Source organism: Nocardia cyriacigeorgica (assembly GCF_005863245.1).
In the GTDB taxonomy this organism is placed as follows: domain Bacteria; phylum Actinomycetota; class Actinomycetes; order Mycobacteriales; family Mycobacteriaceae; genus Nocardia; species Nocardia cyriacigeorgica_C.
In genome coordinates this window covers 377768-398930 of record NZ_VBUT01000001.1, presented here as the reverse complement: position 1 = coordinate 398930, position 21163 = coordinate 377768, and the positions used below count along the sequence as shown (strand labels likewise).

The 21163-nt window shown below is 68.0% G+C and carries 26 protein-coding genes; 19 read left to right on the top strand and 7 right to left on the bottom strand.

What is annotated here, in order from left to right; genetic code table 11:
• The first annotated feature begins 30 nt into the window (after positions 1 to 30).
• On the top strand, positions 31 to 1056 hold the full coding sequence (locus FEK34_RS01810) for an alpha/beta hydrolase (RefSeq protein ID WP_138446356.1): 1026 nt from the start codon (positions 31 to 33) through the stop codon (positions 1054 to 1056).
• Between the two features lie 75 nt (positions 1057 to 1131).
• Here the strand turns inward: FEK34_RS01810 and FEK34_RS01805 are convergent, their stop codons facing one another.
• Positions 1132 to 2193 (bottom strand): SDR family oxidoreductase, encoded by a 1062-nt coding sequence (locus tag FEK34_RS01805; protein ID WP_138446104.1) that lies wholly within the window; start codon positions 2191 to 2193, stop codon positions 1132 to 1134.
• 49 nt (positions 2194 to 2242) lie between these two features.
• Positions 2243 to 3034, bottom strand: a complete 792-nt coding sequence (locus FEK34_RS01800; protein WP_138446103.1) for an enoyl-CoA hydratase — start codon at positions 3032 to 3034, stop codon at positions 2243 to 2245.
• 130 nt (positions 3035 to 3164) lie between these two features.
• Between FEK34_RS01800 and FEK34_RS01795 the strand changes: the two genes are divergently transcribed.
• A complete protein-coding gene (locus tag FEK34_RS01795; protein WP_138446102.1) occupies positions 3165 to 4388 on the top strand; it encodes a TetR/AcrR family transcriptional regulator in 1224 nt (407 codons plus the stop codon).
• A gap of 121 nt (positions 4389 to 4509) precedes the next feature.
• Here FEK34_RS01795 and FEK34_RS01790 read toward each other — a convergent pair whose 3' ends face one another.
• Positions 4510 to 6030 carry an aldehyde dehydrogenase family protein gene (locus tag FEK34_RS01790; RefSeq protein WP_171047996.1) on the bottom strand — a complete coding sequence of 507 codons (1521 nt, stop codon included), beginning with the start codon at positions 6028 to 6030 and terminating at the stop codon, positions 4510 to 4512.
• Positions 6031 to 6303: 273 nt separating this feature from the next.
• Here FEK34_RS01790 and FEK34_RS01785 point away from each other — a divergent pair, with 273 nt between their 5' ends.
• From FEK34_RS01785 to FEK34_RS01775, 3 genes are read left to right on the top strand one after another with little or no spacing between them, the layout of a single operon-like run.
• Complete coding sequence (locus FEK34_RS01785) at positions 6304 to 7287, top strand: ATP-binding cassette domain-containing protein (RefSeq protein WP_138446101.1); 984 nt, start codon at positions 6304 to 6306, stop codon at positions 7285 to 7287.
• A 35-nt stretch (positions 7288 to 7322) separates the two neighbouring features.
• On the top strand, positions 7323 to 8102 hold the full coding sequence (locus FEK34_RS01780; protein WP_171048019.1) for an ABC transporter permease: 780 nt from the start codon (positions 7323 to 7325) through the stop codon (positions 8100 to 8102).
• On the top strand, positions 8099 to 8971 hold the full coding sequence (locus FEK34_RS01775) for an ABC transporter permease (protein WP_138446099.1): 873 nt from the start codon (positions 8099 to 8101) through the stop codon (positions 8969 to 8971). Before FEK34_RS01780 ends, FEK34_RS01775 begins: the two co-directional genes overlap by 4 nt.
• A 1-nt stretch (position 8972) precedes the next feature.
• Here FEK34_RS01775 and FEK34_RS01770 read toward each other — a convergent pair whose 3' ends face one another.
• The gene (locus FEK34_RS01770) at positions 8973 to 10172 is read right to left on the bottom strand and encodes a lycopene cyclase family protein (protein ID WP_138446098.1); all 1200 of its coding nucleotides are present in this window, start codon (positions 10170 to 10172) and stop codon (positions 8973 to 8975) included.
• A gap of 242 nt (positions 10173 to 10414) precedes the next feature.
• On the opposite strand from FEK34_RS01770, the gene FEK34_RS01765 reads away from it, so the two are divergent.
• Positions 10415 to 11425, top strand: a complete 1011-nt coding sequence (locus FEK34_RS01765) for an alpha/beta hydrolase (RefSeq protein ID WP_138446097.1) — start codon at positions 10415 to 10417, stop codon at positions 11423 to 11425.
• A gap of 64 nt (positions 11426 to 11489) precedes the next feature.
• The gene (locus FEK34_RS01760; RefSeq protein ID WP_138446096.1) at positions 11490 to 12380 is read left to right on the top strand and encodes a lipase family alpha/beta hydrolase; all 891 of its coding nucleotides are present in this window, start codon (positions 11490 to 11492) and stop codon (positions 12378 to 12380) included.
• A 22-nt stretch (positions 12381 to 12402) separates the two neighbouring features.
• Here FEK34_RS01760 and FEK34_RS01755 read toward each other — a convergent pair whose 3' ends face one another.
• Entirely contained in the window at positions 12403 to 12879 is a 477-nt protein-coding gene (locus FEK34_RS01755) for a hotdog fold domain-containing protein (protein ID WP_138446095.1), read from the bottom strand.
• A gap of 464 nt (positions 12880 to 13343) precedes the next feature.
• On the opposite strand from FEK34_RS01755, the gene rpsJ reads away from it, so the two are divergent.
• From rpsJ to FEK34_RS01695, 12 genes are all read left to right on the top strand, one after another.
• Entirely contained in the window at positions 13344 to 13649 is a 306-nt protein-coding gene (gene rpsJ / locus FEK34_RS01750; RefSeq protein ID WP_003938093.1) for a 30S ribosomal protein S10, read from the top strand.
• A 14-nt stretch (positions 13650 to 13663) separates the two neighbouring features.
• Positions 13664 to 14329, top strand: a complete 666-nt coding sequence (rplC, locus tag FEK34_RS01745) for a 50S ribosomal protein L3 (protein WP_138446094.1) — start codon at positions 13664 to 13666, stop codon at positions 14327 to 14329.
• Positions 14326 to 15006: a 50S ribosomal protein L4 gene (gene rplD, locus FEK34_RS01740; RefSeq protein WP_036533182.1), complete on the top strand. Its 681-nt coding sequence runs from the start codon at positions 14326 to 14328 to the stop codon at positions 15004 to 15006. Before rplC ends, rplD begins: the two co-directional genes overlap by 4 nt.
• Positions 15003 to 15308: a 50S ribosomal protein L23 gene (rplW, locus tag FEK34_RS01735; RefSeq protein ID WP_011207266.1), complete on the top strand. Its 306-nt coding sequence runs from the start codon at positions 15003 to 15005 to the stop codon at positions 15306 to 15308. Before rplD ends, rplW begins: the two co-directional genes overlap by 4 nt.
• A gap of 33 nt (positions 15309 to 15341) precedes the next feature.
• Complete coding sequence (rplB, locus tag FEK34_RS01730) at positions 15342 to 16178, top strand: 50S ribosomal protein L2 (RefSeq protein ID WP_014349055.1); 837 nt, start codon at positions 15342 to 15344, stop codon at positions 16176 to 16178.
• A gap of 15 nt (positions 16179 to 16193) precedes the next feature.
• Complete coding sequence (rpsS, locus tag FEK34_RS01725) at positions 16194 to 16475, top strand: 30S ribosomal protein S19 (RefSeq protein ID WP_014349056.1); 282 nt, start codon at positions 16194 to 16196, stop codon at positions 16473 to 16475.
• Entirely contained in the window at positions 16472 to 16873 is a 402-nt protein-coding gene (rplV, locus tag FEK34_RS01720) for a 50S ribosomal protein L22 (protein ID WP_036533187.1), read from the top strand. Before rpsS ends, rplV begins: the two co-directional genes overlap by 4 nt.
• The gene (rpsC, locus tag FEK34_RS01715; protein ID WP_014349058.1) at positions 16874 to 17671 is read left to right on the top strand and encodes a 30S ribosomal protein S3; all 798 of its coding nucleotides are present in this window, start codon (positions 16874 to 16876) and stop codon (positions 17669 to 17671) included.
• A gap of 3 nt (positions 17672 to 17674) precedes the next feature.
• Positions 17675 to 18091, top strand: coding sequence for a 50S ribosomal protein L16 (rplP, locus tag FEK34_RS01710; protein WP_014349059.1), 417 nt, complete (start codon positions 17675 to 17677; stop codon positions 18089 to 18091).
• Positions 18091 to 18330 carry a 50S ribosomal protein L29 gene (gene rpmC / locus FEK34_RS01705; RefSeq protein WP_036533190.1) on the top strand — a complete coding sequence of 80 codons (240 nt, stop codon included), beginning with the start codon at positions 18091 to 18093 and terminating at the stop codon, positions 18328 to 18330. Before rplP ends, rpmC begins: the two co-directional genes overlap by 1 nt.
• A complete protein-coding gene (gene rpsQ / locus FEK34_RS01700; RefSeq protein ID WP_036533191.1) occupies positions 18327 to 18599 on the top strand; it encodes a 30S ribosomal protein S17 in 273 nt (90 codons plus the stop codon). The genes rpmC and rpsQ overlap by 4 nt, the downstream gene beginning before the upstream one ends.
• 154 nt (positions 18600 to 18753) lie before the next feature.
• Complete coding sequence (locus FEK34_RS01695) at positions 18754 to 19347, top strand: hypothetical protein (protein ID WP_249358214.1); 594 nt, start codon at positions 18754 to 18756, stop codon at positions 19345 to 19347.
• A gap of 67 nt (positions 19348 to 19414) precedes the next feature.
• On the opposite strand, the gene FEK34_RS01690 is transcribed toward FEK34_RS01695, so the two are convergent.
• A complete protein-coding gene (locus tag FEK34_RS01690) occupies positions 19415 to 20161 on the bottom strand; it encodes a CPBP family intramembrane glutamic endopeptidase (protein WP_138446093.1) in 747 nt (248 codons plus the stop codon).
• Positions 20162 to 20214: 53 nt separating this feature from the next.
• The gene (locus FEK34_RS01685) at positions 20215 to 21159 is read right to left on the bottom strand and encodes an RluA family pseudouridine synthase (protein WP_138446092.1); all 945 of its coding nucleotides are present in this window, start codon (positions 21157 to 21159) and stop codon (positions 20215 to 20217) included.
• Positions 21160 to 21163 lie beyond the last annotated feature (4 nt).

Below are 21163 nucleotides of genomic sequence, written 5' to 3'. Positions count from 1 at the left end.
ACCCGGCGCCGCGGTACTCGTGCCGCGGCGATGATCGCGGCAACGGCAGTTCTCGCGGGCGTCATGTCCGGACTCGGCGCATCCCCGGCGGCAGCGGCTGACCCGATCATCGACAACCGGAGCCTGCTGGCCGACCCCACCGCGCCCGACGGTTCCCGCATCGTCAAGGCCGAGTACAAGGACGACCGCAACATCCGGTTGCACGTGCACTCCACCGCGATGGACGAGAACGTCATCATCGACGTGCAGCGCCCGGCCGACGCCTCGGCCCCGCGCCCCACCCTGTACCTGCTCAACGGTGCCGGCGGCGGCGAGGATGACGCCTCCTGGCAGGTGAAGACCGACGCCCTCGAGTTCCTGTCGGACAAGAACGTCAACGTCGTGCAGCCGGTCGGCGGCAAGTGGAGCTACTACACCGACTGGATCGCCGACGATCCGGTGCTCGGCCGCAACAAGTGGAAGACCTTCTTCACCGAAGAGCTGCCCCCGTTGATCGACGGCGCGCTCGGCACCAATGGCACCAACGCGATCGCCGGCCTGTCCACTTCGGGCACCACCGTGCTCGCCCTGCCGATCGCCAAGCCCGGCCTGTACAAGGCCGCCGCCGCCTACAGCGGTTGCGCCCAGACCAGCGACCCGGTGGGCTCGGAGTTCGTGAAGCTGACCGTCGAGACCTGGGGCGGCGGCGACACCATGAACATGTGGGGCCCGCAGGGCTCGGAGGAATGGGTCAAGAACGATCCGTACGTCAACGCCGAAGGTCTGCGCGGCCTGGATCTCTACATCTCCACCGGCAACGGCCTGCCCGGCCAGTACGACACCCTCAACGGCCCGTACGCGCTGCCCGGCGCCTACGGCCTGGCCAACCAGATCGTCATCGGTGGCGTCATCGAGGCGGGCACCAACTTCTGCACCCACAACCTGAAGAACAAGCTCGACTCGCTCGGCATCCCGGCCACCTACAACTTCCGGGATTCCGGTACCCACTCGTGGGGTTACTGGCGTGACGAGTTCCAGCGCTCCTGGCCGGTCCTGGCCAAGGGTCTCGGGATCTGATCCCACCCGAACGCACGACAGCCGCTCCGGTCGCACCGGGGCGGCTGTCGCCGTTTCAGTGGGTGGGTTGACCGGCTAGACCCAGTTCTCGATCCAATACCGCCACAGCACCGGCGCATACGATTCCAGCGGCGGCACCGCGATCCCGCTGTCCGCCAACGCGGCGGTGGTGTGCCGGCAATCGAACCAGCAGCTGAACTCGCTGTGCTCGAGAATGTCGAGTGGCACCCCGACCCGGGGGAGTACCCGCCGGGTGCCCGGCAAGCGCATCATCATGTCCAGCGTGCGTTTGGGCATGATCTCCACCAGATGCGGCGCGCCCGCCTCGTCGGCGAACAGATTCAATGCCGCCACCGCACCTCGCCGCCGCGGATCGACCAGGTGGAAGGTCTGCCCGCTCGGCCCGGGCAGATGGGCGAGATGGGCCAGCGCCTGCGCGGCGAAATCCACCGGAACCATATTGGTTTCGCCCAGCTTCGGCACCAGCACCGGCAGCAGGCGTGGTAGCTGGGCGGCCATGCGCAGCAGCCGGAAGAAATAGTAGGGACCGTCGACGCGGTCGTTGACGCCGGTCACCGAATGCCCGACCACGATCGAGGGCCGGTAGATCCGCCAGTTCAGCCCGGACTCGCGCACGATCCGTTCGGCCTCGAAGGCGGCCCGCTGGGCGGGTGTGGACACCTGCTGCCCGACATCGAACATGTCCTCGGCGAACAGGCCTTCGAAGCGTCCGGCGACTTCGACCGTCGACAGGTGATGCACGTGCTGCGCGCGTAGGTCGGCCGCCAGCTCGACCACATTGCGGGTGCCGTTGCCGCCCATCGGCGTGTCGACCGGCTGCTGCGCGTCCCGATAACGCTGCTCGTCGTAACCGGCGGCCAGGTGGAAGACGTGGTCGATGCGTCCGCGATGTTCGGCCAGCCATATCGGATCGAGGCCGAGACCAGGGGCGCCGAGATCACCGGGCACCGGGCGCACCCGGTCGCCGGCCGACCATTCTCTGGCGCAATAGTCGAAGCGTGCGGCCGAATTCGGCCCCGGCCGCACCACCACATGAATGTCATCCGCACGTTTGAGGAGCTCGGGGATGAGGAACCGACCAATGAACCCAGTCGCCCCGGTAACCAGGTAAGTCATAGCCGGTCAACATAGTCCCCGGTCTCACAGCCGCGGCGACCGGTGTGCGCTAGTCGGCGAAAACGGCCTTGCGCTTACCGAGCATGGCCGCCGCGCCCTCCCGGAAATCGGCCGATTCCAGCAACTCGACCTGACCGTTCTTCTCCGCGTCGAGCACCTCGTCCAGGGCGCGCAGCGTGGCGATATTGAGCGCCTTCTTGGTGAGTTCGAGTGCGCGGCGCGGACCGTGCGCGATCTTGTCCACCGCTGCCTGCACGGCGGCGTCGAGTTCGTCGACCGGCAGCGCGGCGGTGAGCAAACCGGCCTGCTGGGCCGCCGAGGCGGGCAGGCGCTTGCCGAGCAGTGCCATCTCGGTGGCGAGCGGGCGTCCGGCAGCGGCCGCCACCAGGGCCGCGGCGCCGCCGTCGGGCATGAGGCCGATATTGATGAAGGCGAGCAGCAGATAGGAATCGTCGGCCGCGTAGACGAGATCGGCGGCCAGCGCGATCCCGACACCGATGCCAGCGGCCGCGCCACGGATCCGGGCGATGACGGGCACCGGTGCGTCGACGATGGCGCGGACGAGCCGGTTGGCCGCGTCCATCGTCATCTCGGGCGTGATGCCGTCGGTATCGGCGGCCAGGTCAGCGCCGGTGCAGAAATCCGCGCCGTCGCCGGTCAGCAGGACCACCCGAACGGCGGGGTCGTCGGCCAGCGCCAGGAAGGTGTCGCCGAGGGCGACCATCGTCTGATACGAGATGGCGTTCTTCCGGCCCGGATTGCTGATGGTGACCCGGAGGACCCGGCCGTCCCGCACTGCGGTGAACCCGGCCGTCGGGGATGATGAACCGTCGCTGACCATTTCCGCTCCCTGTGCTGCGATTCGGCGGACACCGGCCGTGAATCGTGGTTAACTTTGCGAATTGTGGTTAACTTAGGATGATTCGTCCGGCGCTGTCAACCGGTGGCGCCGCCGCAGAATGGAGAGCAACATGGTCGCCGATCGCAGCGAGGTCGACCTCGTGCGCACGCGGCCGGCGGGCGGTCGAACCGTGCGTCGCAGGCCCAAGGATCGCAAGGTCCAGATCATCCGGGCGGCGGCTCGCGCGTTCAGCGAACGCGGGTACTACCCGGTCGGCGTCGACGAGATCGCCGCCGAGGTCGGCATCTCCGGCCCCGCGCTCTACCGCCATTTCGCCAACAAGTACGCCTTGCTCGTCGCGGCCGCGGAAGAGGGCGCGCGCCAGCTGCTCGACGTCGCCACCGCCGCCGACGATCCCGCGCTCGACCCAAACGCGCGGCTGGACGCGCTGATCCGCGCCGTCGCCGACCACACCATCGATATCCGGCGCGAAGCCGGGCTCTACCGCTGGGAGCGGCGCTACCTCGAAAAGGCGGACCGCACCCGGATCAAGACCTTCTACGACGGCCTCAACGCCACCTTCGCCGCGCCGATCGCGCAGCTGCGCCCGCACTCCTCGCCCGAGGACGTCGCGCTGCTCGCCGCGGGTGTGCTCAGCACCATCGGCAGCATCTCCGCCCATCGAACCGCGCTGTCGACCGCCCGGCTGCTGCCGCTGCTGCGCGATATGTCCACCGCGATCGTGCGCGCCGAGCTGCCACCCGCACCGAGCGCGGCCGATCCCGCGCCGCAGCCGCGCGGGCTCCCGGTCACCTCGAAACGCGAACAGCTGCTCACCGAGGCCATCCGCATCTTCGGCAGGCAGGGCTACCACGAGGCCAGCATCGAGGAGATCGGCGCGGCCGTCGGCATCAACGCCTCCAGCGTCTACCGCTACTTCAGCAGCAAATCCGATCTGCTGGCCGCGGCCTTCCACCGCACCGGCGACCGGCTCGCCATCGCGATCAGCGAGGCACTGGCGGAGGCCACCAGCCGCGCCGACGCCGTCGACCGCATCGCCGACCGCTACGCCAGGCTCAGCTTCGCGATGCCGGAGATCATGCCGGTCTATTACGCCGAGTTCAGCAATCTGCCGCAGGCCGAGCAGCACAAACTGCGCGCGATCCAGCGCCAGAACGTCCTGGAATGGGCCAATCTGCTCGACGGCGATCCGATCGAGGCCCGCTTCCGGGTGCACGCGGCGATCGGTCAGGTGATCGACGTGGGCAGGCTGGTGCGGTTCGACGCGCGGCCGGAACACATCGCCCGGGTGCACGCGCTGATGATGGCGGTGCTGCTCGGTCCGTCGCGCTGATGGGATCAGGCCCGGGCCGACCCGGCTCGCTGACGTAGTCCGTTGCCGACGCCGGCTCTCGATGTGGGTCCATGTACCGGCCCGGTTTGCTGACGCGGTTCTCCTGCCGACCGGACCCGACTCAGCGTCCGTGCCGTAGCCGGAAGATCGTGCGCGCGATCCGCAGCTGCCGCGAATTGCGTTCGAACGTGGTGAGTTTCAGCGGCGCCCGGTATTTGGTGCGCGCGATCGCCAGCGTCCGGGTGAACTCCAGCAGGCCCAGTTCGCCGTGACTGTGGCCCTGCCCGTATTCGCCGACCCCGCCGAACGGCAGGGCCGGGATACCGGTGCACGCGGTCGCGGAATTCACCGTCACCACACCGGCCCGCAGCCGCTCGGCGAAGGCTTCGACGCTGGCGACATCCCGGGTGAACACCGACACCGACAGCCCGCTGCCCACGGCGTTCACCCGCCGCACCGCCTCGTCCATATCGGCGACCTTGTTCACCACCAGCACCGGCCCGATGGCCTCGCCGCTGACGACCAGGCTCTCCTCCGGTACCTCGGCCAGCACGATCGGCTCGACATACGGCTCGCGGATCGAATCGAGCCCGCCGACCACCGCGCGTCCGCCCCGGGCCAGCGCGTCGCGCACCTGCCTGCGGACCACGTCGGTCTGCTCTTCGAGAATCATCGGCCCGTAGCAGGAGTGTTTGGCCGCGCCGGGCCGCAGCCGCTTGGCGTGCTCGATCACCAGATCGAGGAAGGGCTCGTAGACCGATTCGGCGACGTAGGCGCGCTGGATACCGGCGGCGTTCTGGCCGGCATTGGCCATGGCGCCGAACACCGCCGCCTCGGCGGCCTCGTCGAGTTTCGCGTCGACCTGCACCACCATGGCGCCCTTGCCGCTGTATTCGACCACTACCGGCGTCAGCGTCTGCGCGCACAGCTCGATCACCTTGCGGCCCTCGGCTTCCGGACCCGCGTAGGCGATCTTGTCCACCCCGGCCCGGCACAGCGCCGCGGTGGTGGTGGCGTCGCCGGTGATCGCTTGCAGCACCGGCTGATCGGGCGCGAGCTCCGCCCAGGTCTGGGCCAGCCACACCCCGACGCCGGTGGTGAGTTCGTGTGGTTTGAACACCACCGCGTTGCCCGCGGCCATCGCGTAGGCGATCGACCCCATCGGGGTGAAAACCGGGTTGTGCCAGGCGCCGATCACGCCGATCACTCCGAGCGGCAGGAACCCCACCGAGGCGCGCTGATTGCGGGTGAGCCAGGTGGAATCGATGACACGGCGGCCGAGGGTGCGCCCGGCATTGCGGGCGGCCCAATCCAGGTTCTCGATCGCCAGCATCACTTCGATGGCGGCGTCGGCCTCGGGTTTGCCGGTTTCCTCGCGGACGAGGTCGATCAGTTCCCCGGAGCGCCGGGCGATGCTGCGTTTCCAATCCAGCAGCCATCGCTTGCGGGCGCCGAAACTCAAATGCGCCCACCACTTTTCGGCCGCACGGGCCGCGCGAACGGCACGTTTCAGCTCGCTGGAACCCTGGACGGCATAGGTGCCGACCGTTTCCCCGGTGCGTGGGTCGTAGGACGTAAGCACGCTCGGTCGGCCCGATCCTCCCGAACGCGCCGCCACATGTGGCTGCGCGGACTCGGCCATGCGTCCAAGACTATGGGCGAGGTGACCGGGCGACAAGGCACCGCCGCTGCCATACCGCTGCCGAATACCCGCCGTACCTGCGCCTATTCGAGGCCCGCCGGATAGTGTGAGTAAGCGCACAACCGAACGGTCCGGCCCTCCGGTGCGCCCGGACCGGCCCGAATGCGAAACCCGGGCCGGTAACATCGCGCCCGGCGGTACGGATCACCATGCGGGACGTCGCTGCGTGCGCTCCGGCGACCCACCCCATACCCGGCCGATAGTGGAGAGTTGATGCCGAGTTCGAATCATGTCGAGTCGCCCGCGAGCGAGCCCGCCGTCCAGGTTGTGGACGTGCGGAAGTCGTTCGGTGAGGTGCACGCGCTGCAAGGCATCAGTTTCACCGCCGAGAAGGCGAGTGTGCTCGGTGTGCTCGGCCCCAACGGCGCCGGCAAGACCACCACCGTGAAGATCCTGTCCACGCTGCTGCGCCCGGATTCGGGCACCGCGATCGTCGCCGGTCACGATGTGCAGAAGGATCCGGCGGGGGTGCGCCGCTCGATCATGATGACCGGCCAGTACGCCGCGCTGGACGAGAACCTGTCCGGCCGGGAGAACCTGGAACTGTTCGGCAGGCTCATGGGCCTGAGCAAATCCGCGGCCCGCAAGCGCGCCGACACCCTGCTCGAGGAATTCGACCTGGTCAGCGCGGGCCGTCGCGCGGTGCGCAACTACTCCGGCGGCATGCGCAGGCGGGTGGATATCGCCTGCGGCCTGGTGGTGCGGCCCGAGGTGGTGTTCCTCGACGAGCCGACCACCGGCCTGGATCCGCGCAGCCGCCAGGGCGTGTGGGATCTGGTCAACGCGCTCAAGGCGCAGGGCATCACGGTCCTGCTGACCACGCAGTACCTCGAAGAGGCCGACGTGCTCAGCGACAACATCATCGTCATCGACAAGGGCACCGTCATCGCCGAGGGCACCGCCGACGAACTCAAGGAGAAGACCGGCGGCAGCTACTGCGAGGTCGTCCCGCTGGACCCGTCGGACCTGTCGAAGGCGGCCACCGCGCTCGGCGATCTGGTGTCGTCGGCGGTGTCGGCCGAACTGAACGGCGCCGACCGGCTGTCCATCCCCGCGCCCGAAGGCGCTGCCACCCTGGCCGAGGCACTGCGCAGGCTGGACACCGCGGGCGTCGACCTGGCCGATATCGCGCTGCGCAGGCCCTCGCTCGATGATGTGTTCCTGTCCATCACCGGCCATTCGGGTGGCCACGCGTGACCGCTGCTGCCACCACCGAGGCGGGCGGCACCCAGCTGTTCGCCGAACTGCCCGTCGCCAAGCTGTCGTCCTTCGCCCAGTGGCGCGCCCTGACCGGCCGCATCATCTGGACCATGGCCACCAAGGGTGAGCTGATCGTCGCGATCATCACCCCGCTGGTGTTCACCCTCGGCTTCTATCTGCCACTGCGGTACGTGATGAAGTTCCAGGGCATCGATTACGCCCAGTTCGTCATGCCGATCATCGTGTTGCAGACGATGGCGTTCACCATGATGTCGAATGCCCAGCTGTCGGCGTTCGAGGCGCTGACCGGGCTCAGCACCCGGTTGCAGACCATGCCGATCGGCACGCTGGTGCCGCTGTCGGCACGGATCTCCGCCGGCCTGGTGCGCTCGGTCTGCTCGCTGACCGCGGCCTTGATCTACGGCCACATCATCGGCTTCCGGTTCGGGGCCGGCTGGGGCCAGGCGATCTTGTTCTGTGCGTTCTCGCTGGCCATCAGCATCGTGTTGTCGCTGGGCGCCGACGCCCTCGGCAGCCTGACCAAGAGCCCGGAATCGCTGAGCCAGGCGCTGACGCTGCCCACGCTGATCTTCGGCATGCTCTCCTGCGGGTTCGTGCCGGAGTCCGGGTTCCCGGAGTGGATCCGGCCGTTCGTGCGCAATCAGCCGATCTCGCAGCTGTCGTTCGCGCTGCGCGATATGGCCGCCGACGGCGTGACCTGGCAGGTGCTGTGGGTGCCGCTGGTGTGGTTGATCGGCGCGGCGGTGGTCTTCGCGCCGCTGGCGGTGTGGGCGAGCGTGAGGCGGTCATGAGTTCAGTGCAGACACCCGAGACCGTCGAAGCGCCGTCGTCGGCGCAGCCGGGCTGGAACACCCCGCTGCCGACCGTGCACGCGCGCTCGGAGGGTTCGCTCGGTAACTGGTGGACCCACAGCCTGATCCAAACCAAGCGGCTGCTGCTGGTGTGGGCTCGCGATCCCGCGACCACCATCCAGACCATCCTGTACCCGGCGTTGACGCTGCTGATGTTCTGGATCGTGCTCGGCGATTCGATCACCGCGGCCACCGGCAAACCCAGCGTCTACGGCACCGTCCCGATGATCACACTGGTCGCGGCGATGGCGGGCGCGGTGGTCAGCGCGCTCGGCTTCAAGACCGAGAAGGCCACCGGGCTGCTCGGCCGGTTCTGGACCATGCCGGTGCACCGGGCCGCCGGCCTGACCGGGCGCTTGTTCGCCGAGGCCATCCGGGTGCTGGTCACCACGCTGTTCGTGATCGCGGTCGGGTTCTGCATCGGGTTCCGGTTCGATCAGGGACCGGTGGCGGCGCTGGCCCTGATCGGCATCCCGGTGCTGTTCGGCGTCGGGTTCGCGGTGTTCGTCACGGCGCTGGCGACGCTGACCGAGGGCGTCATGCTGGTCAACGTCATCGGCATCATCAACACCCTGCTGATGTTCTTCAACTCCGGCTTCGTCCCGGTCTACGCCTACCCGGTGTGGTTGCAGGACATCGTGGCCAATCAGCCGATGAGCTGCGCCATCGACGCCATGCGCGGACTGTCCTACGGCGGGCCGGTGGCCGAGCCGATGCTCGAGACGCTGCTGTGGACCGTCGGCATCGTCGTCGTGTTCGCCTACCCGGCGGTGCGCGGCTACCGGCGAGCGGCGGAAACCGGCGCCTGATTCAGCCGATCCGGCGGGGTTCTTCGCGGGCCGGCGCTGGCTCGTATTCGTAGCCCACCCAGCGGTTGCGGTTGGTCCAGCCGACCAGGTCGTAACGCCAGCGGAACGGCCAGGTGTGGGCGACGGTGTTGACCAGCACGGCGCCGAGCGCGGTGTAATCGTCGTGGGAGGACAGCAGCGCTCGCTGGCCGCGCGGTGAGGCGGTGAAGAACGCCTCGAACATGGCGATGGACTGCTCGGTCGTCAGCCTGCCCAGCCCCCACAGCCCGCGCATCCGCATCCAATAGACCAGCCGCGCCCGCGGTGACCACAGCGCGGCGACCGGATCGCGGCCCTGCTGGATCGCGGCGACCGCGGTATCCACCAGCGCCAGCGAATCGGCGACGCTGTAGCCGGTGCACGGATGCATCATCCCGCCGCGCGAGCCGAACGGGACCACCCGGCCGGTGCCCTTCTTCGGCGGCGGCTGATCCAGCGGATAGTGCGCGGCCTCGGTCGGTTCGCTGCCGGTGAGCCGGATGCCGTGCGCGGCCAGCCGGTTCAGGGTGCGCCTGCGTAGTTCGTGCTGCGGCATCCCGCCGCGCAACCCGAGGCTGGTCTCCTCGAAGATCACCGTGCCGTCGCCGAGGGGTACCGAATACAGGAACGACGGCGGCTCGTCATTGCTCGCGCCGTTCTCCGGCCGCCAGTCCAGCAGCAGGCCCTCACCGTCGGCCACCATCGGCGCCGCGGTCTCGGCGTCGACGAAGATGCCGTGTGCGCTGGCGGCCCGCCGCCCGCCGAGGGAGGGCAGGCCTCTGGTGTCGACGACGGTGTCGGCGGCGATGACGGTGCCGTCGGCCAGTTCCACCACATGCGGTTCCACTCGCACCGCGCGTCCGGCGCGGACGTTTGCCGGGTCCAGCGGCAGGGCATCGCGCAGGCCGGGCTTGGACAGCACGCAGTACGGCCGGGGGATGCGGTGTTCGGTCCTGGCCCAGACGGTGGGCGCCTCGATCCGGGTGGCGATGGCGCTCCGCGGTAGCCATTCGGGCAGCTCGTCCACCCAGCAGGAGTAGGTGGGCGGCCACAGCCGGTCGGGGCGGGGATCGATCGCGGCGACGGACAAGCCGGCGGCTTCGGCGCGGTGTGCCAGCGCCCGGCCGGTGGGGCCGAGCCCGACGACGCACACGTCGACATGGTGAACCGCGCTGACTGCCATAGAGGCATTCAAACCGCATCCGACGCGCCGACGCAACCATCGCCGCGTGCGTGCCGCCATATATCGACGAGCAAAGTGCCGGTGTTACAGAGAAATTCGAATCGGTCCGAATTCTGTCGCCGCGTCCCCGGCGGCTGCCCCCATTTCTGGTGTCCCCGCAATTCCAGTCGTGAAAGTTGTTGTGCCGCAACATAGCGTTGCTTTCGGAGCATCGAGGTGTTCCACTGTGCAGAAGGGACATCATGAGAGGCCGTTACCTCCGCCAGCTCGGGCTGCTGGCCGCCGCCGTGACCGCGGCCGCGATCCTTCCCGTCTCGGCGTCCGCCGAGCCGTCGGATTCCCGCGCGGCATCGTCGATTGTTTCGGTATCCGAGCGCGACGCCCGCAATGTCACCCTGACCGTGCATTCGGCGGCGATGGATCTCGATATTCCGGTCGAGGTGATGAAGGCGGCCGATACCGGCGTGCCGCGCCCGGTGTTGTATCTGCTGCTCGGCGCGGGCGGCGGGGTGGACGGCTCCAATTGGGGGACCAAGACCGATGTGCTGGACTTCCTCGCCGATAAGAACGTGCACGCGGTCTCGCCGATCGGCGGCATGTTCAGCTACTACGCCGACTGGCGCCACGACGATCCGCGGCTGGGCAAGCAGAAGTGGAAGACCTTCCTCACCAGTGAGCTGCCGCCGCTGATCGATGAATACCTCGGCACCAGCGGGCGCAACGGCATCGCGGGCTTCTCCATGTCCGGCACCAGCAGCCTGGCGCTGGCGGCCACCACCGGCGACCTGTACGACGCGGCGGCCGCCTACAGCGGATGCGCCCAGATCAGCGATCCGGCCGGCCAGGAGTTCGTGCGGCTGACCATCGAAGAATGGGGCCTGGCCGACAAGGAGAACATGTACGGCCCGCCGAGCGATCCGGCCTGGGCCGCCAACGACCCCTATGTCCAGGCCGAGGGCCTGCGCGGAAAAGCGCTCTACATTTCCAGCGGCAGCGGCCTGCCGGGTATGTACGACCAATACGGCGGCAAGTATTCGCTGGAGGGCCCTTGGCTTTTCGCGAATCAAATCGTGCTCGGCGGAATCATCGAGGCCGCGACGAATTACTGCTCGCACAATATGCAGGACCGGCTCAATGATCTCGGAATTCCGGCGACCTACAACTTCCGGCCCGACGGCACCCATTCCTGGGGTTACTGGCAGGACGCGCTGAAGGATTCCTGGCCGACGCTGGCTCCGGCGCTGGGGATATGACATGCGCCTTCGAATACCGGCCCTCGGAGATCGGGTCCGCGGGGCGATCCGCCTCGCCGTTGTAGTGACGACCGTCGCAATCGCGGCGATCACTCTCGCGCCGTCCGGGACGGCGCAGGTGCTCCTTCCGCAGCTGCCCGGCGCCAACGATTCCGGGTGCGTCCTCGCCCCGAACCGGGAGCCGGTGCTGCTGGTACACGGCTCCGGCACCGACGTCACCCGCAGCTTCGGGGTACTGGCCCCGGCTCTGCGCGCCGAGGGGCACTGCGTGTTCGCCGCGAATCTGGGTCAGGGCCCGGCCCTGGTGGACGCGGTCAGTGGGCACGCAGGCTCGTCGGTCGGCGTCGGGCCGGTGGGTGCGGCGCTGTCCGGTCGCCCGGTGTGGGGCGTGGCCTCGATCGAGAGCATGGCCGATGAACTCGCCGACGTGGTGCGCACCGTGCGCGAACGCACCGGCGCCCCGCGCATCGCGCTGGTCGGCCATTCCACCGGCGGCACCGTGATCCGGCAGTACCTGCGCGAACGCGGCGGCGCCGAGATCGCGACCGTGGTCACGCTCGGCACGCCGTATCGGGGCACCACCTGGGACGGGCTGCGCGAGATGTATCCGGATCTCGCCTCGCTCGGGCTGACCGACGCGCAGATCGCCACCCAGGTCTTCGGCACCCCCGGTGCCCAGCAGGCCGCGGGTTCACCGCTGCTGGTCAGGCTGAACGCGAGCGGCGAGACACTGCCCGGAATCCGCTACACCGCCATCGCCTCGCGCGCCGACACGGTGATCACACCGACCGACACCGCCCTGCTCGCCCACCCCGACGCCGACGACCGCAATATCTGGTTGCAGGACGGCTGCCCGTCCGACCGGGCCGATCACAGCTCCATGCTCGCCGATGCCCGCGCGATCACCGTTGTGGTCAATGCCCTCGACGGCCGGGACCGCCCGCTGCCCTGCTGAGCAGCGGCGGCCCGTCCGCGGCCTACTTCGGGGTGACCCAGGTGGTGATGTCGGCGTGCACGACCTCGAGGTCGTGCTTGTCGTAGATCGACACCGGCACCACCATCTCAGTGCCCTCGACGATCGTGTCGAAATCCGGGATCTCCGGCAGTTTCGCCACCGCCCGCAGCCCGGTCTCGGCCTTGGCCAGGTACTGCACGTTCATCGCTTTGGGGATCCAGCGGTGGCTGGCGGGCACGGTCGCTTCGCTGAGCATGCCCATGGCGACCTCGGCCAGATTGCACGCCGCGATGGCGTGGAAGGTGCCGAGATGGTTGTGGATGCCGAACCATTTCGGCGAGGTGACCTCGCACAGGCCCGGCTCGAGCCGCACGACATTGGGGAGCACGGTGCCGAAGTAGGGCACCCGCGCGACCATGCCGAGCGAGAACAGGGTGTGGCCCAGGCGGTTGTCCGGCAGCTTCTTCCAGCCGCGGTAGGTCGCGGTCTCTTTGGTCATGCGGGCTATCTTACTCCTCGGTAAGATAGCCGGGTAGTAGGCCGTGACGGTGCACGTCAGCCCGGTTTTCCCGGGCGCGGCGACCCCGATTTGATCGGGCTGGAGCCTTCGGGCATACTGTTCGGGTTGCCTTGCACCGGGCCGTGCCCGTTTCTGTGAAACGGTTGGTCGGGCGGGGCAGGCAGTACCAAATCGTGTACCTCACCGTTTTCGGTGTGGGTACGTCCGGGACAGTGTTCCGGGCCTGACATGGAGTGATTTCCGGGGCCGAGGAATGAGCGGGCGGGCGACACGCCCGACCGCGTGGACCGGAGAACCATGACAGATGAACAGCGGCGAAGACTGGGTGCGTCCCGGTCGTGGTCTCCCTGAGACGTCTTCGTGTGTTCGGACTGTGCCAATGAGGGTGGTACGGAAGCCCAGCTTCCGGATCACGAACGAAAGCGGAGAAAAGGACACTTAGCGTGGCGGGACAGAAGATCCGCATCAGGCTCAAGGCCTATGACCACGAGGCGATCGACGCGTCTGCGCGCAAGATCGTCGAGACGGTGACCCGCACTGGGGCCCGGGTCGTCGGGCCGGTGCCGTTGCCGACCGAAAAGAACGTGTACTGCGTCATCCGTTCGCCGCACAAGTACAAGGACTCGCGCGAGCACTTCGAGATGCGTACGCACAAGCGGCTGATCGACATCCTCGACCCGACGCCGAAGACGGTCGACGCGCTCATGCGTATCGACCTGCCGGCCAGCGTCGACGTCAACATTCAGTGACGGGGACTCGAGACATGACTGATAACAAGAACAGGCCAGCGGCCGGCATCCTGGGCACCAAGCTCGGCATGACCCAGGTGTTCGACGAGAAGAACCGCGTCGTCCCGGTGACCGTCATCAAGGCCGGACCGAACGTCGTCACCCAGATCCGCACCGAAGAGCGCGACGGCTACAGCGCCGTGCAGCTCGCCTTCGGCGCGATCGACCCGCGCAAGGTGAACAAGCCGGTCGCCGGCCAGTTCGCCAAGGCCGGCGTCACGCCGCGCCGGCACATCGCGGAGATCCGCGTCGCCGACGCCTCCTCCTTCGAGGTCGGCCAGGAGCTCTCCGCCGACGTGTTCGAAGAGGGCACCTACGTCGACGTCACCGGCACCAGCAAGGGCAAGGGCTTCGCCGGCACCATGAAGCGCCACGGCTTCCGTGGCCAGGGTGCATCCCACGGTGCGCAGGCCGTGCACCGTCGCCCGGGTTCCATCGGTGGCTGCGCCACCCCCGGCCGCGTGTTCAAGGGCATGCGCATGTCGGGCCGCATGGGTAACGACCGCGTCACCACGCAGAACCTGTCGGTTCACAAGGTGGACGCCGAGAACGGCCTGCTGCTGATCAAGGGTGCGATCCCGGGTCGCAAGGGCGGCGTCGTGATCGTCAAGAGCGCCGTGAAGGGTGGTGCGCACGCATGAGCGCTGTGAGCACTGAGAAGAAGACCAACCTGACCCTGCCGGTCAAGGAACTGGGTGGCAAGACCAACGGCACCGTCGAACTCCCCGCGGAGATCTTCGACACCACCGCCAACATCGCGCTGATGCACCAGGTGGTCGTTGCCCAGCTCGCCGCCGCGCGTCAGGGCACGCACTCCACCAAGACCCGCGGTGAAGTCCGCGGTGGTGGCAAGAAGCCGTACCGGCAGAAGGGCACCGGCCGCGCCCGTCAGGGCTCGACCCGCGCGCCGCAGTTCGCCGGCGGTGGCACCGTGCACGGCCCGAAGCCGCGCGACTACAGCCAGCGGACCCCGAAGAAGATGATCCGCGCCGCGCTGCGCGGAGCGCTGTCGGACCGCGCGCGCAACGAGCGGATCCACGTGATCAGCGAACTGGTCGCCGGCCAGACCCCGTCGACCAAGACCGCGAAGACCTTCCTGTCCGAGCTGTCGGACCGGAAGAAGTTCCTGGTCGTGCTCGGTCGCGAGGACATCGCGGCCTGGAAGAGCGTGCAGAACCTCGAGTTCGTGCACCCGATCGCGCCGGATCAGCTCAACACCTACGACGTGCTGGAAAGCGACGAAGTCGTGTTCAGCGTCGAGGCCCTCAACGCCTTCGTGCACGGGCCGGCTGAGGCGGCACAGGAGGAGAGCAAGTGACCACCATCGCCGACCCCCGCGACATCCTGCTTGCGCCGGTCATCTCGGAGAAGTCCTACGGGCTGATCGAGGAAGGTACCTACACCTTCCTGGTGCACCCGGACTCGAACAAGACGCAGATCAAGATCGCCGTCGAGAAGGTCTTCGGCGTCAAGGTGACCAGCGTCAACACCGCCAACCGTCAGGGCAAGCGCAAGCGGACCCGCTTCGGTTACGGCAAGCGCAAGAACACCAAGCGCGCGCTCGTGACCATCTCGGCCGACAGCAAGCCCATCGAGATCTTCGGAGGCCCGGTCGCGTAAGCGCCTGGGAATCCAGAAAGCAGAGAAGAACTCATGGCAATCCGTAAGTACAAGCCGACAACCCCGGGCCGCCGCGGGTCGTCTGTCTCGGACTTCGCCGAGATCACCCGGTCGACCCCCGAGAAGTCGCTGATCCGTCCGCTCACCAAGAGCGGTGGTCGTAACGCCCACGGCCGCATCACCACCCGGCACCGCGGTGGCGGTCACAAGCGGGCCTACCGCGTGATCGACTTCCGTCGCCTGGACAAGGACGGCATCCCGGCCAAGGTCGCGCACATCGAGTACGACCCCAACCGGACCGCGAACATCGCGCTGCTGCACTACCGCGACGGCGAGAAGCGCTACATCATCGCCCCCAAGGGCGTGACGCAGGGCACCCCGATCGAGTCCGGCCCCACCGCCGACATCAAGCCGGGTAACAACCTGCCGCTGCGCAACATCCCCACCGGTACCACCATCCACGCGGTGGAGCTGCGTCCCGGCGGCGGTGCCAAGCTGGCCCGTTCGGCCGGTATGAGCATCCAGCTGCTTGGTAAGGAAGGCCCGTACGCCACGCTGCGTATGCCCTCCGGTGAGATCCGCCGCGTCGACGTGCGCTGCCGCGCCACCGTCGGCGAGGTCGGCAACGCCGAGCAGTCGAACATCAACTGGGGCAAGGCCGGCCGTATGCGCTGGAAGGGACGCCGTCCCACGGTCCGTGGTGTCGTCATGAACCCGGTCGACCACCCGCACGGTGGTGGTGAGGGCAAGACCTCCGGTGGTCGCCACCCGGTCTCGCCGTGGGGTCAGCCGGAAGGCCGCACCCGCAAGCCCAACCGCCCGAGCGACAAGCTCATCGTCCGCCGCCGTAAGACCGGCAAGAAGCGCTGAAGGAGGAGGTAAGAAATGCCACGCAGCCTCAAGAAGGGCCCGTTCGTCGACGACCACCTCCAAGCGAAGGTGGACGTGCAGAACGACAAGGGCACCAAGCAGGTCATCAAGACCTGGTCGCGTCGTTCGACCATCACCCCGGATTTCATCGGTCACACCTTCGCCGTCCACGACGGCCGCAAGCACGTGCCGGTGTTCGTCTCGGAGAACATGGTCGGGCACAAGCTCGGTGAGTTCGCGCCGACCAGGACGTTCAAGAGCCACGTCAAGGAAGACCGGAAGAGCAAGCGGCGATGACGACCACTGAGACTCAGAACCCCACTGCCCGGGCGACCGCCAAGCACGTGCGCGTCACCCCGATGAAGGCTCGTCGCGTCGTGGACCTGGTCCGCGGCAAGCGGGTCGAAGACGCTCTGGCGATCCTGAAGTTCGCGCCGCAGGCCGCGAGCGAACCGGTTGCCAAGGTCGTGGCGAGCGCCGCGGCGAACGCCGAGAACAACCTCGGCCTCAACCCCGACACGCTGGTGATCTCGACGGCCTACGTCGACGAGGGCGCCACCATGAAGCGTTTCCAGCCGCGGGCCCAGGGCCGCGCGTTCCGGATCCGCAAGCGCACCAGCCACATCACCATCGAGGTCGAGAGCGTGCCCACTGCCGGCGCCACTCGCAGCCGCCGGAAGGGAGGGGCAAAGTAAATGGGACAGAAGATCAATCCCCATGGCTTCCGCCTCGGTATCACCACCGATTGGAAGTCCCGTTGGTACGCCGACAAGCAGTACGCGGATTACGTCAAGGAAGACGTCGCGATCCGTAAGCTGCTGTCCACCGGCATGGAGCGGGCGGGCATCTCGAAGGTGGAGATCGAGCGCACCCGTGACCGGGTTCGCGTCGACATCCACACCGCGCGTCCCGGCATCGTCATCGGTCGCCGTGGCGCCGAGGCCGACCGCATCCGCGCCGAGCTGGAGAAGCTCACCGGCAAGCAGGTTCAGCTGAACATCCTCGAGGTCAAGAACCCCGAGTCCGATGCCCAGCTGGTTGCCCAGGGTGTGGCCGAGCAGCTGTCCAACCGTGTGGCGTTCCGTCGCGCGATGCGTAAGGCCATCCAGTCGGCCATGCGTTCGCCGAACGTCAAGGGCATCCGTGTGCAGTGCTCGGGCCGCCTCGGTGGCGCCGAAATGTCGCGCTCGGAGTTCTACCGCGAGGGCCGGGTGCCGCTGCACACGCTGCGTGCCGACATCGACTACGGCCTCTACGAGGCCAAGACCACCTTCGGTCGCATCGGTGTGAAGGTCTGGATCTACAAGGGCGACATCGTCGGTGGCAAGCGTGAGCTGGCCGCCCCGAGCGCTCCGGCCGGCGATCGCCCGCGCCGCGAGCGTCCGAGCCGCCCGCGTCGTTCCGGTTCCGCAGGCACCACTGCGACCAGCACCGAGGCCGGCCGCGCCGCCACCGCCGTGGCGGAGGCACCGGCAGAGACACAGGAGGGCTGACGCATGCTGATGCCTCGCAAGGTCAAGCACCGCAAGCAGCATCACCCGAGCCGGTCCGGTATGGCCAAGGGCGGCACCTCGGTGGCGTTCGGTGAGTTCGGTATCCAGGCGCTCGAGCCTGCGTACGTCACCAACCGGCAGATCGAGTCGGCGCGTATCGCGATGACCCGCCACATCAAGCGTGGCGGCAAGATCTGGATCAACATCTACCCGGATCGCCCGCTCACCAAGAAGCCCGCCGAAACCCGCATGGGTTCCGGTAAGGGTTCGCCGGAGTGGTGGGTCGCGAACGTCAAGCCCGGCCGCGTGATGTTCGAAATGTCTTACCCCAACGAGGAGATTGCTCGTGAGGCCCTGCGCCGCGCGATGCACAAGCTCCCCATGAAGTGCAGGATCGTGACCAGGGAGGAGCAGTTCTGATGGCTACCGGAACACCGGCCGCAGAGCTCCGTGAGCTCACCGAAGAGGAGCTCGTCGCCCGCCTGCGCGAGTCGAAGGAAGAGCTGTTCAACCTGCGCTTCCAGATGGCGACGGGACAGTTGGACAACAACCGTCGTCTGCGTGTGGTGCGTCACGAGATCGCGCGTATCTACACGGTCATGCGTGAGCGCGAGCTCGGTCTGGCCACCGGACCCGCTGGTAAGGGAGATGCGGCATGAGCGAAAAAGTGGAAGGGCAGCGCAACAGCCGCAAGGTTCGTACCGGCTACGTTGTCTCGGACAAGATGAACAAGACGATCGTCGTCGAGCTGGAAGACCGTAACCGGCACCCGCTCTACGGCAAGATCATTCGCACCACCTCCAAGGTGAAGGCGCACGACGAGAACGAGATCGCCGGCATCGGCGACCGCGTTCAGCTGATGGAGACCCGTCCGCTGTCGGCCACCAAGCGCTGGCGTCTGGTCGAGGTCCTGGAGAAGGCCAAGTAAGCCTTTCTCCTCGGCTCGAAGTCTCGAAGGCCCGCTTCCGTCACAGGAAGCGGGCCTTCGTCGTTTCCGCCGGCGAATGTGATGAAGCCGAAACATGATTCGCCGGTTGCCGGTTTGGCGTGTCGCGGGTATCGGGGGCTAACGTTGACGGGCTATGAGGGATGCTGCGACGACGACATCGGGAGCCTGGCGGATCGACGACGGCACGGGGGTGATGTTCCGGGACGCAACCGTGGCGTGGGCTCTGGCCGCGCACGAGGTGCTCGCCGAAACCGCCACCGGCTACGGGCATTTCGTGACGGTCAAGGAATTGGCCGAGCGGGTGCAGACCATGGCAGGGGTGCGCACCGACGCGCCGACGCGCACCTGGATCGACGCGATCCTGCGCAAGGTCGCGCGCCGCTGCCACACCGCGGGTGAGCCGCCGCTGACCGCGCTGTGCGTCAAGCAGAACCTCAAGGTCAGCGACAGCTACAAGTACGTGCTTGAGCTCGCCGACCTGCCCATCCCCGCCGATATCGAATCGCACGCCGCCTACGCCCGCTGGGCCTGCTACGCCGCCTACGGCGCGGATGTGCCTGCCGACGGCGGTGTTCCGCCGCTCATCCCGCGCGGCGGAACGGCTCGGCGCAGCGGCAGCACCAGCGCCCGCACCACCGCCGCGAAGTCCGACCCGGACAGCCGCACCGTGGTGTGTTCCAGCTGCTTCATCCAGCTTCCCGCCACCGGCATCTGCGAACACTGCTGAACCTGCCGTCCTCGGGCAGGATGGAACGCGGTCGCCACCGGCGGCCGCGTTCGCGTTTCGCTCTCGGCTAGGCGATCGTGGTCTGCCAGACGATCGCCGCGGCCAGTGCGCCCGCGCCGTTGACCGACCAGTGCAGCGCTATGGGGGCGAGCAGGCTGCCGCTGCGGTGGCGCAGCCAGGTGAACACCACACCGGCGAGCGCGGTGGCCGCTACCGCGAGCGCGATGCCTGCGATCTGGCCGGCCACGCCGCCGCCGACGATCTCGGACAGGCCACGGTTACCCGAGGTGAGGCCGAGTGAGGAGGCGATATGCCACAGGCCGAACAGCAGGGAACCGGCCGCGAACACCCCGCGGGCGCCGTAGACGCGGCCGAGGGTGCCGTGCAGGACGCCGCGGAAGGCCAGCTCCTCCGGGATCACCGTTTGCAGCGGAATGATGATCATCGACGCGATGAGCGCGCCGGAGATGGTGGCGTAGCGGTCGGCCATGAAGAACGGCCGGGTGATCGGCAGGGCCGCGCCGATGGCGACCACGGTGAGCACCACGGCGACGGCGGCCAGCGCGTACAGTGCGCCGGTCTTCCAGTGCCGTCGTGACAGCCCGAGCTCGGACCAGCCGAGGCCGCGCCTGCGCATCATGGTGAGCAGCACGACGGCCGCCACCGGCACGGTGACGATATTGGCCCAGGCGGTGGTGAAATGCGCGATCAGGTTGGTACCGGCCAGCACCGCGACCACGACGGCTACATCGAGGTAAGCGTGGATCCTGTGGCGGCGGACCGGTGCCGCGGAATCGAGGTCGGTGGAGAGCATCGCCGATAGTGTACGGAGCGATTCTGTGCGTTCCCTGGGGCGGGAGACGCTGATCACCCTGTGATCGATCCGGCTGCCCAGCCCTCCGGATCGGTCCAGGCTTGCAGCGTGCGGCGGGTTTCGAAGCGCCGGGGCACGCCGCTGACCGGGTCGGTGAACTCGATGGCCGAGGCCAGCAGCTGCAACGGCCGGGTGAAATCGCTCACCGGTTTGTCGGTGATCACCGGATAGAAGTCGTCACCGAGGATCGGGATGCCGAGCGAGTTGAGATGCAGCCGCAGCTGGTGGGTGCGTCCGGTGTGCGGGTACAGCCGGTAGCGGCCGAGCCCGTCCCGGTGCTCCAGCAGTTCGATCCGGGTCTCGGCATTCGGTTCGCCCGGCACCTCCTGCGCGGCGAGCACCTGCTTTTCCTTGATGATCCGGCTGCGCACCGTGCGGGGCAGCTCGAGGTCCGGATCGTAGGGCGCGATGGCCTCGTACTCCTTGCGGACGGTGCGCTCGTGGAACATCGTCTGGTAGGCGCCGCGGCGGGTGGGATCGATCACGAACAGCACCAGGCCCGCTGTCGCCCGGTCCAGGCGGTGGGCCGGGATCAGGTCCGGTAGGTCCAGCTCGCGCCGCAACCGGACCAGCGCGGTTTGGAGAATGTGCTGACCGCGCGGGATGGTCGCCAGGAAATGCGGTTTGTCCACCACCAGCAGGTGCTCGTCGCGGTGCACGATCGGGATATCGAACGGCACCTCGGTTTCGGCGGGCAGATCCCGGTGGAACCACACCGCACCACCCGGCACGTATGGCGCGTCGGGGGCGATCGGCCCGTCCAGGTCGACGATGCCGCCCTCGCGCAGCAGCTCATCGATGCGGGCGGCGGGCACCCTGGGCAGACGATGCACCAGATGGTCGCGGATCGTCGCCCATTCGCCGTCTTCCGGCAGCCGCAGCCGAGCCGGATCCAAGCCGTACCGCTTCGGCAGCGGCGGCTGCTGCCTTCTTCTCATCGGT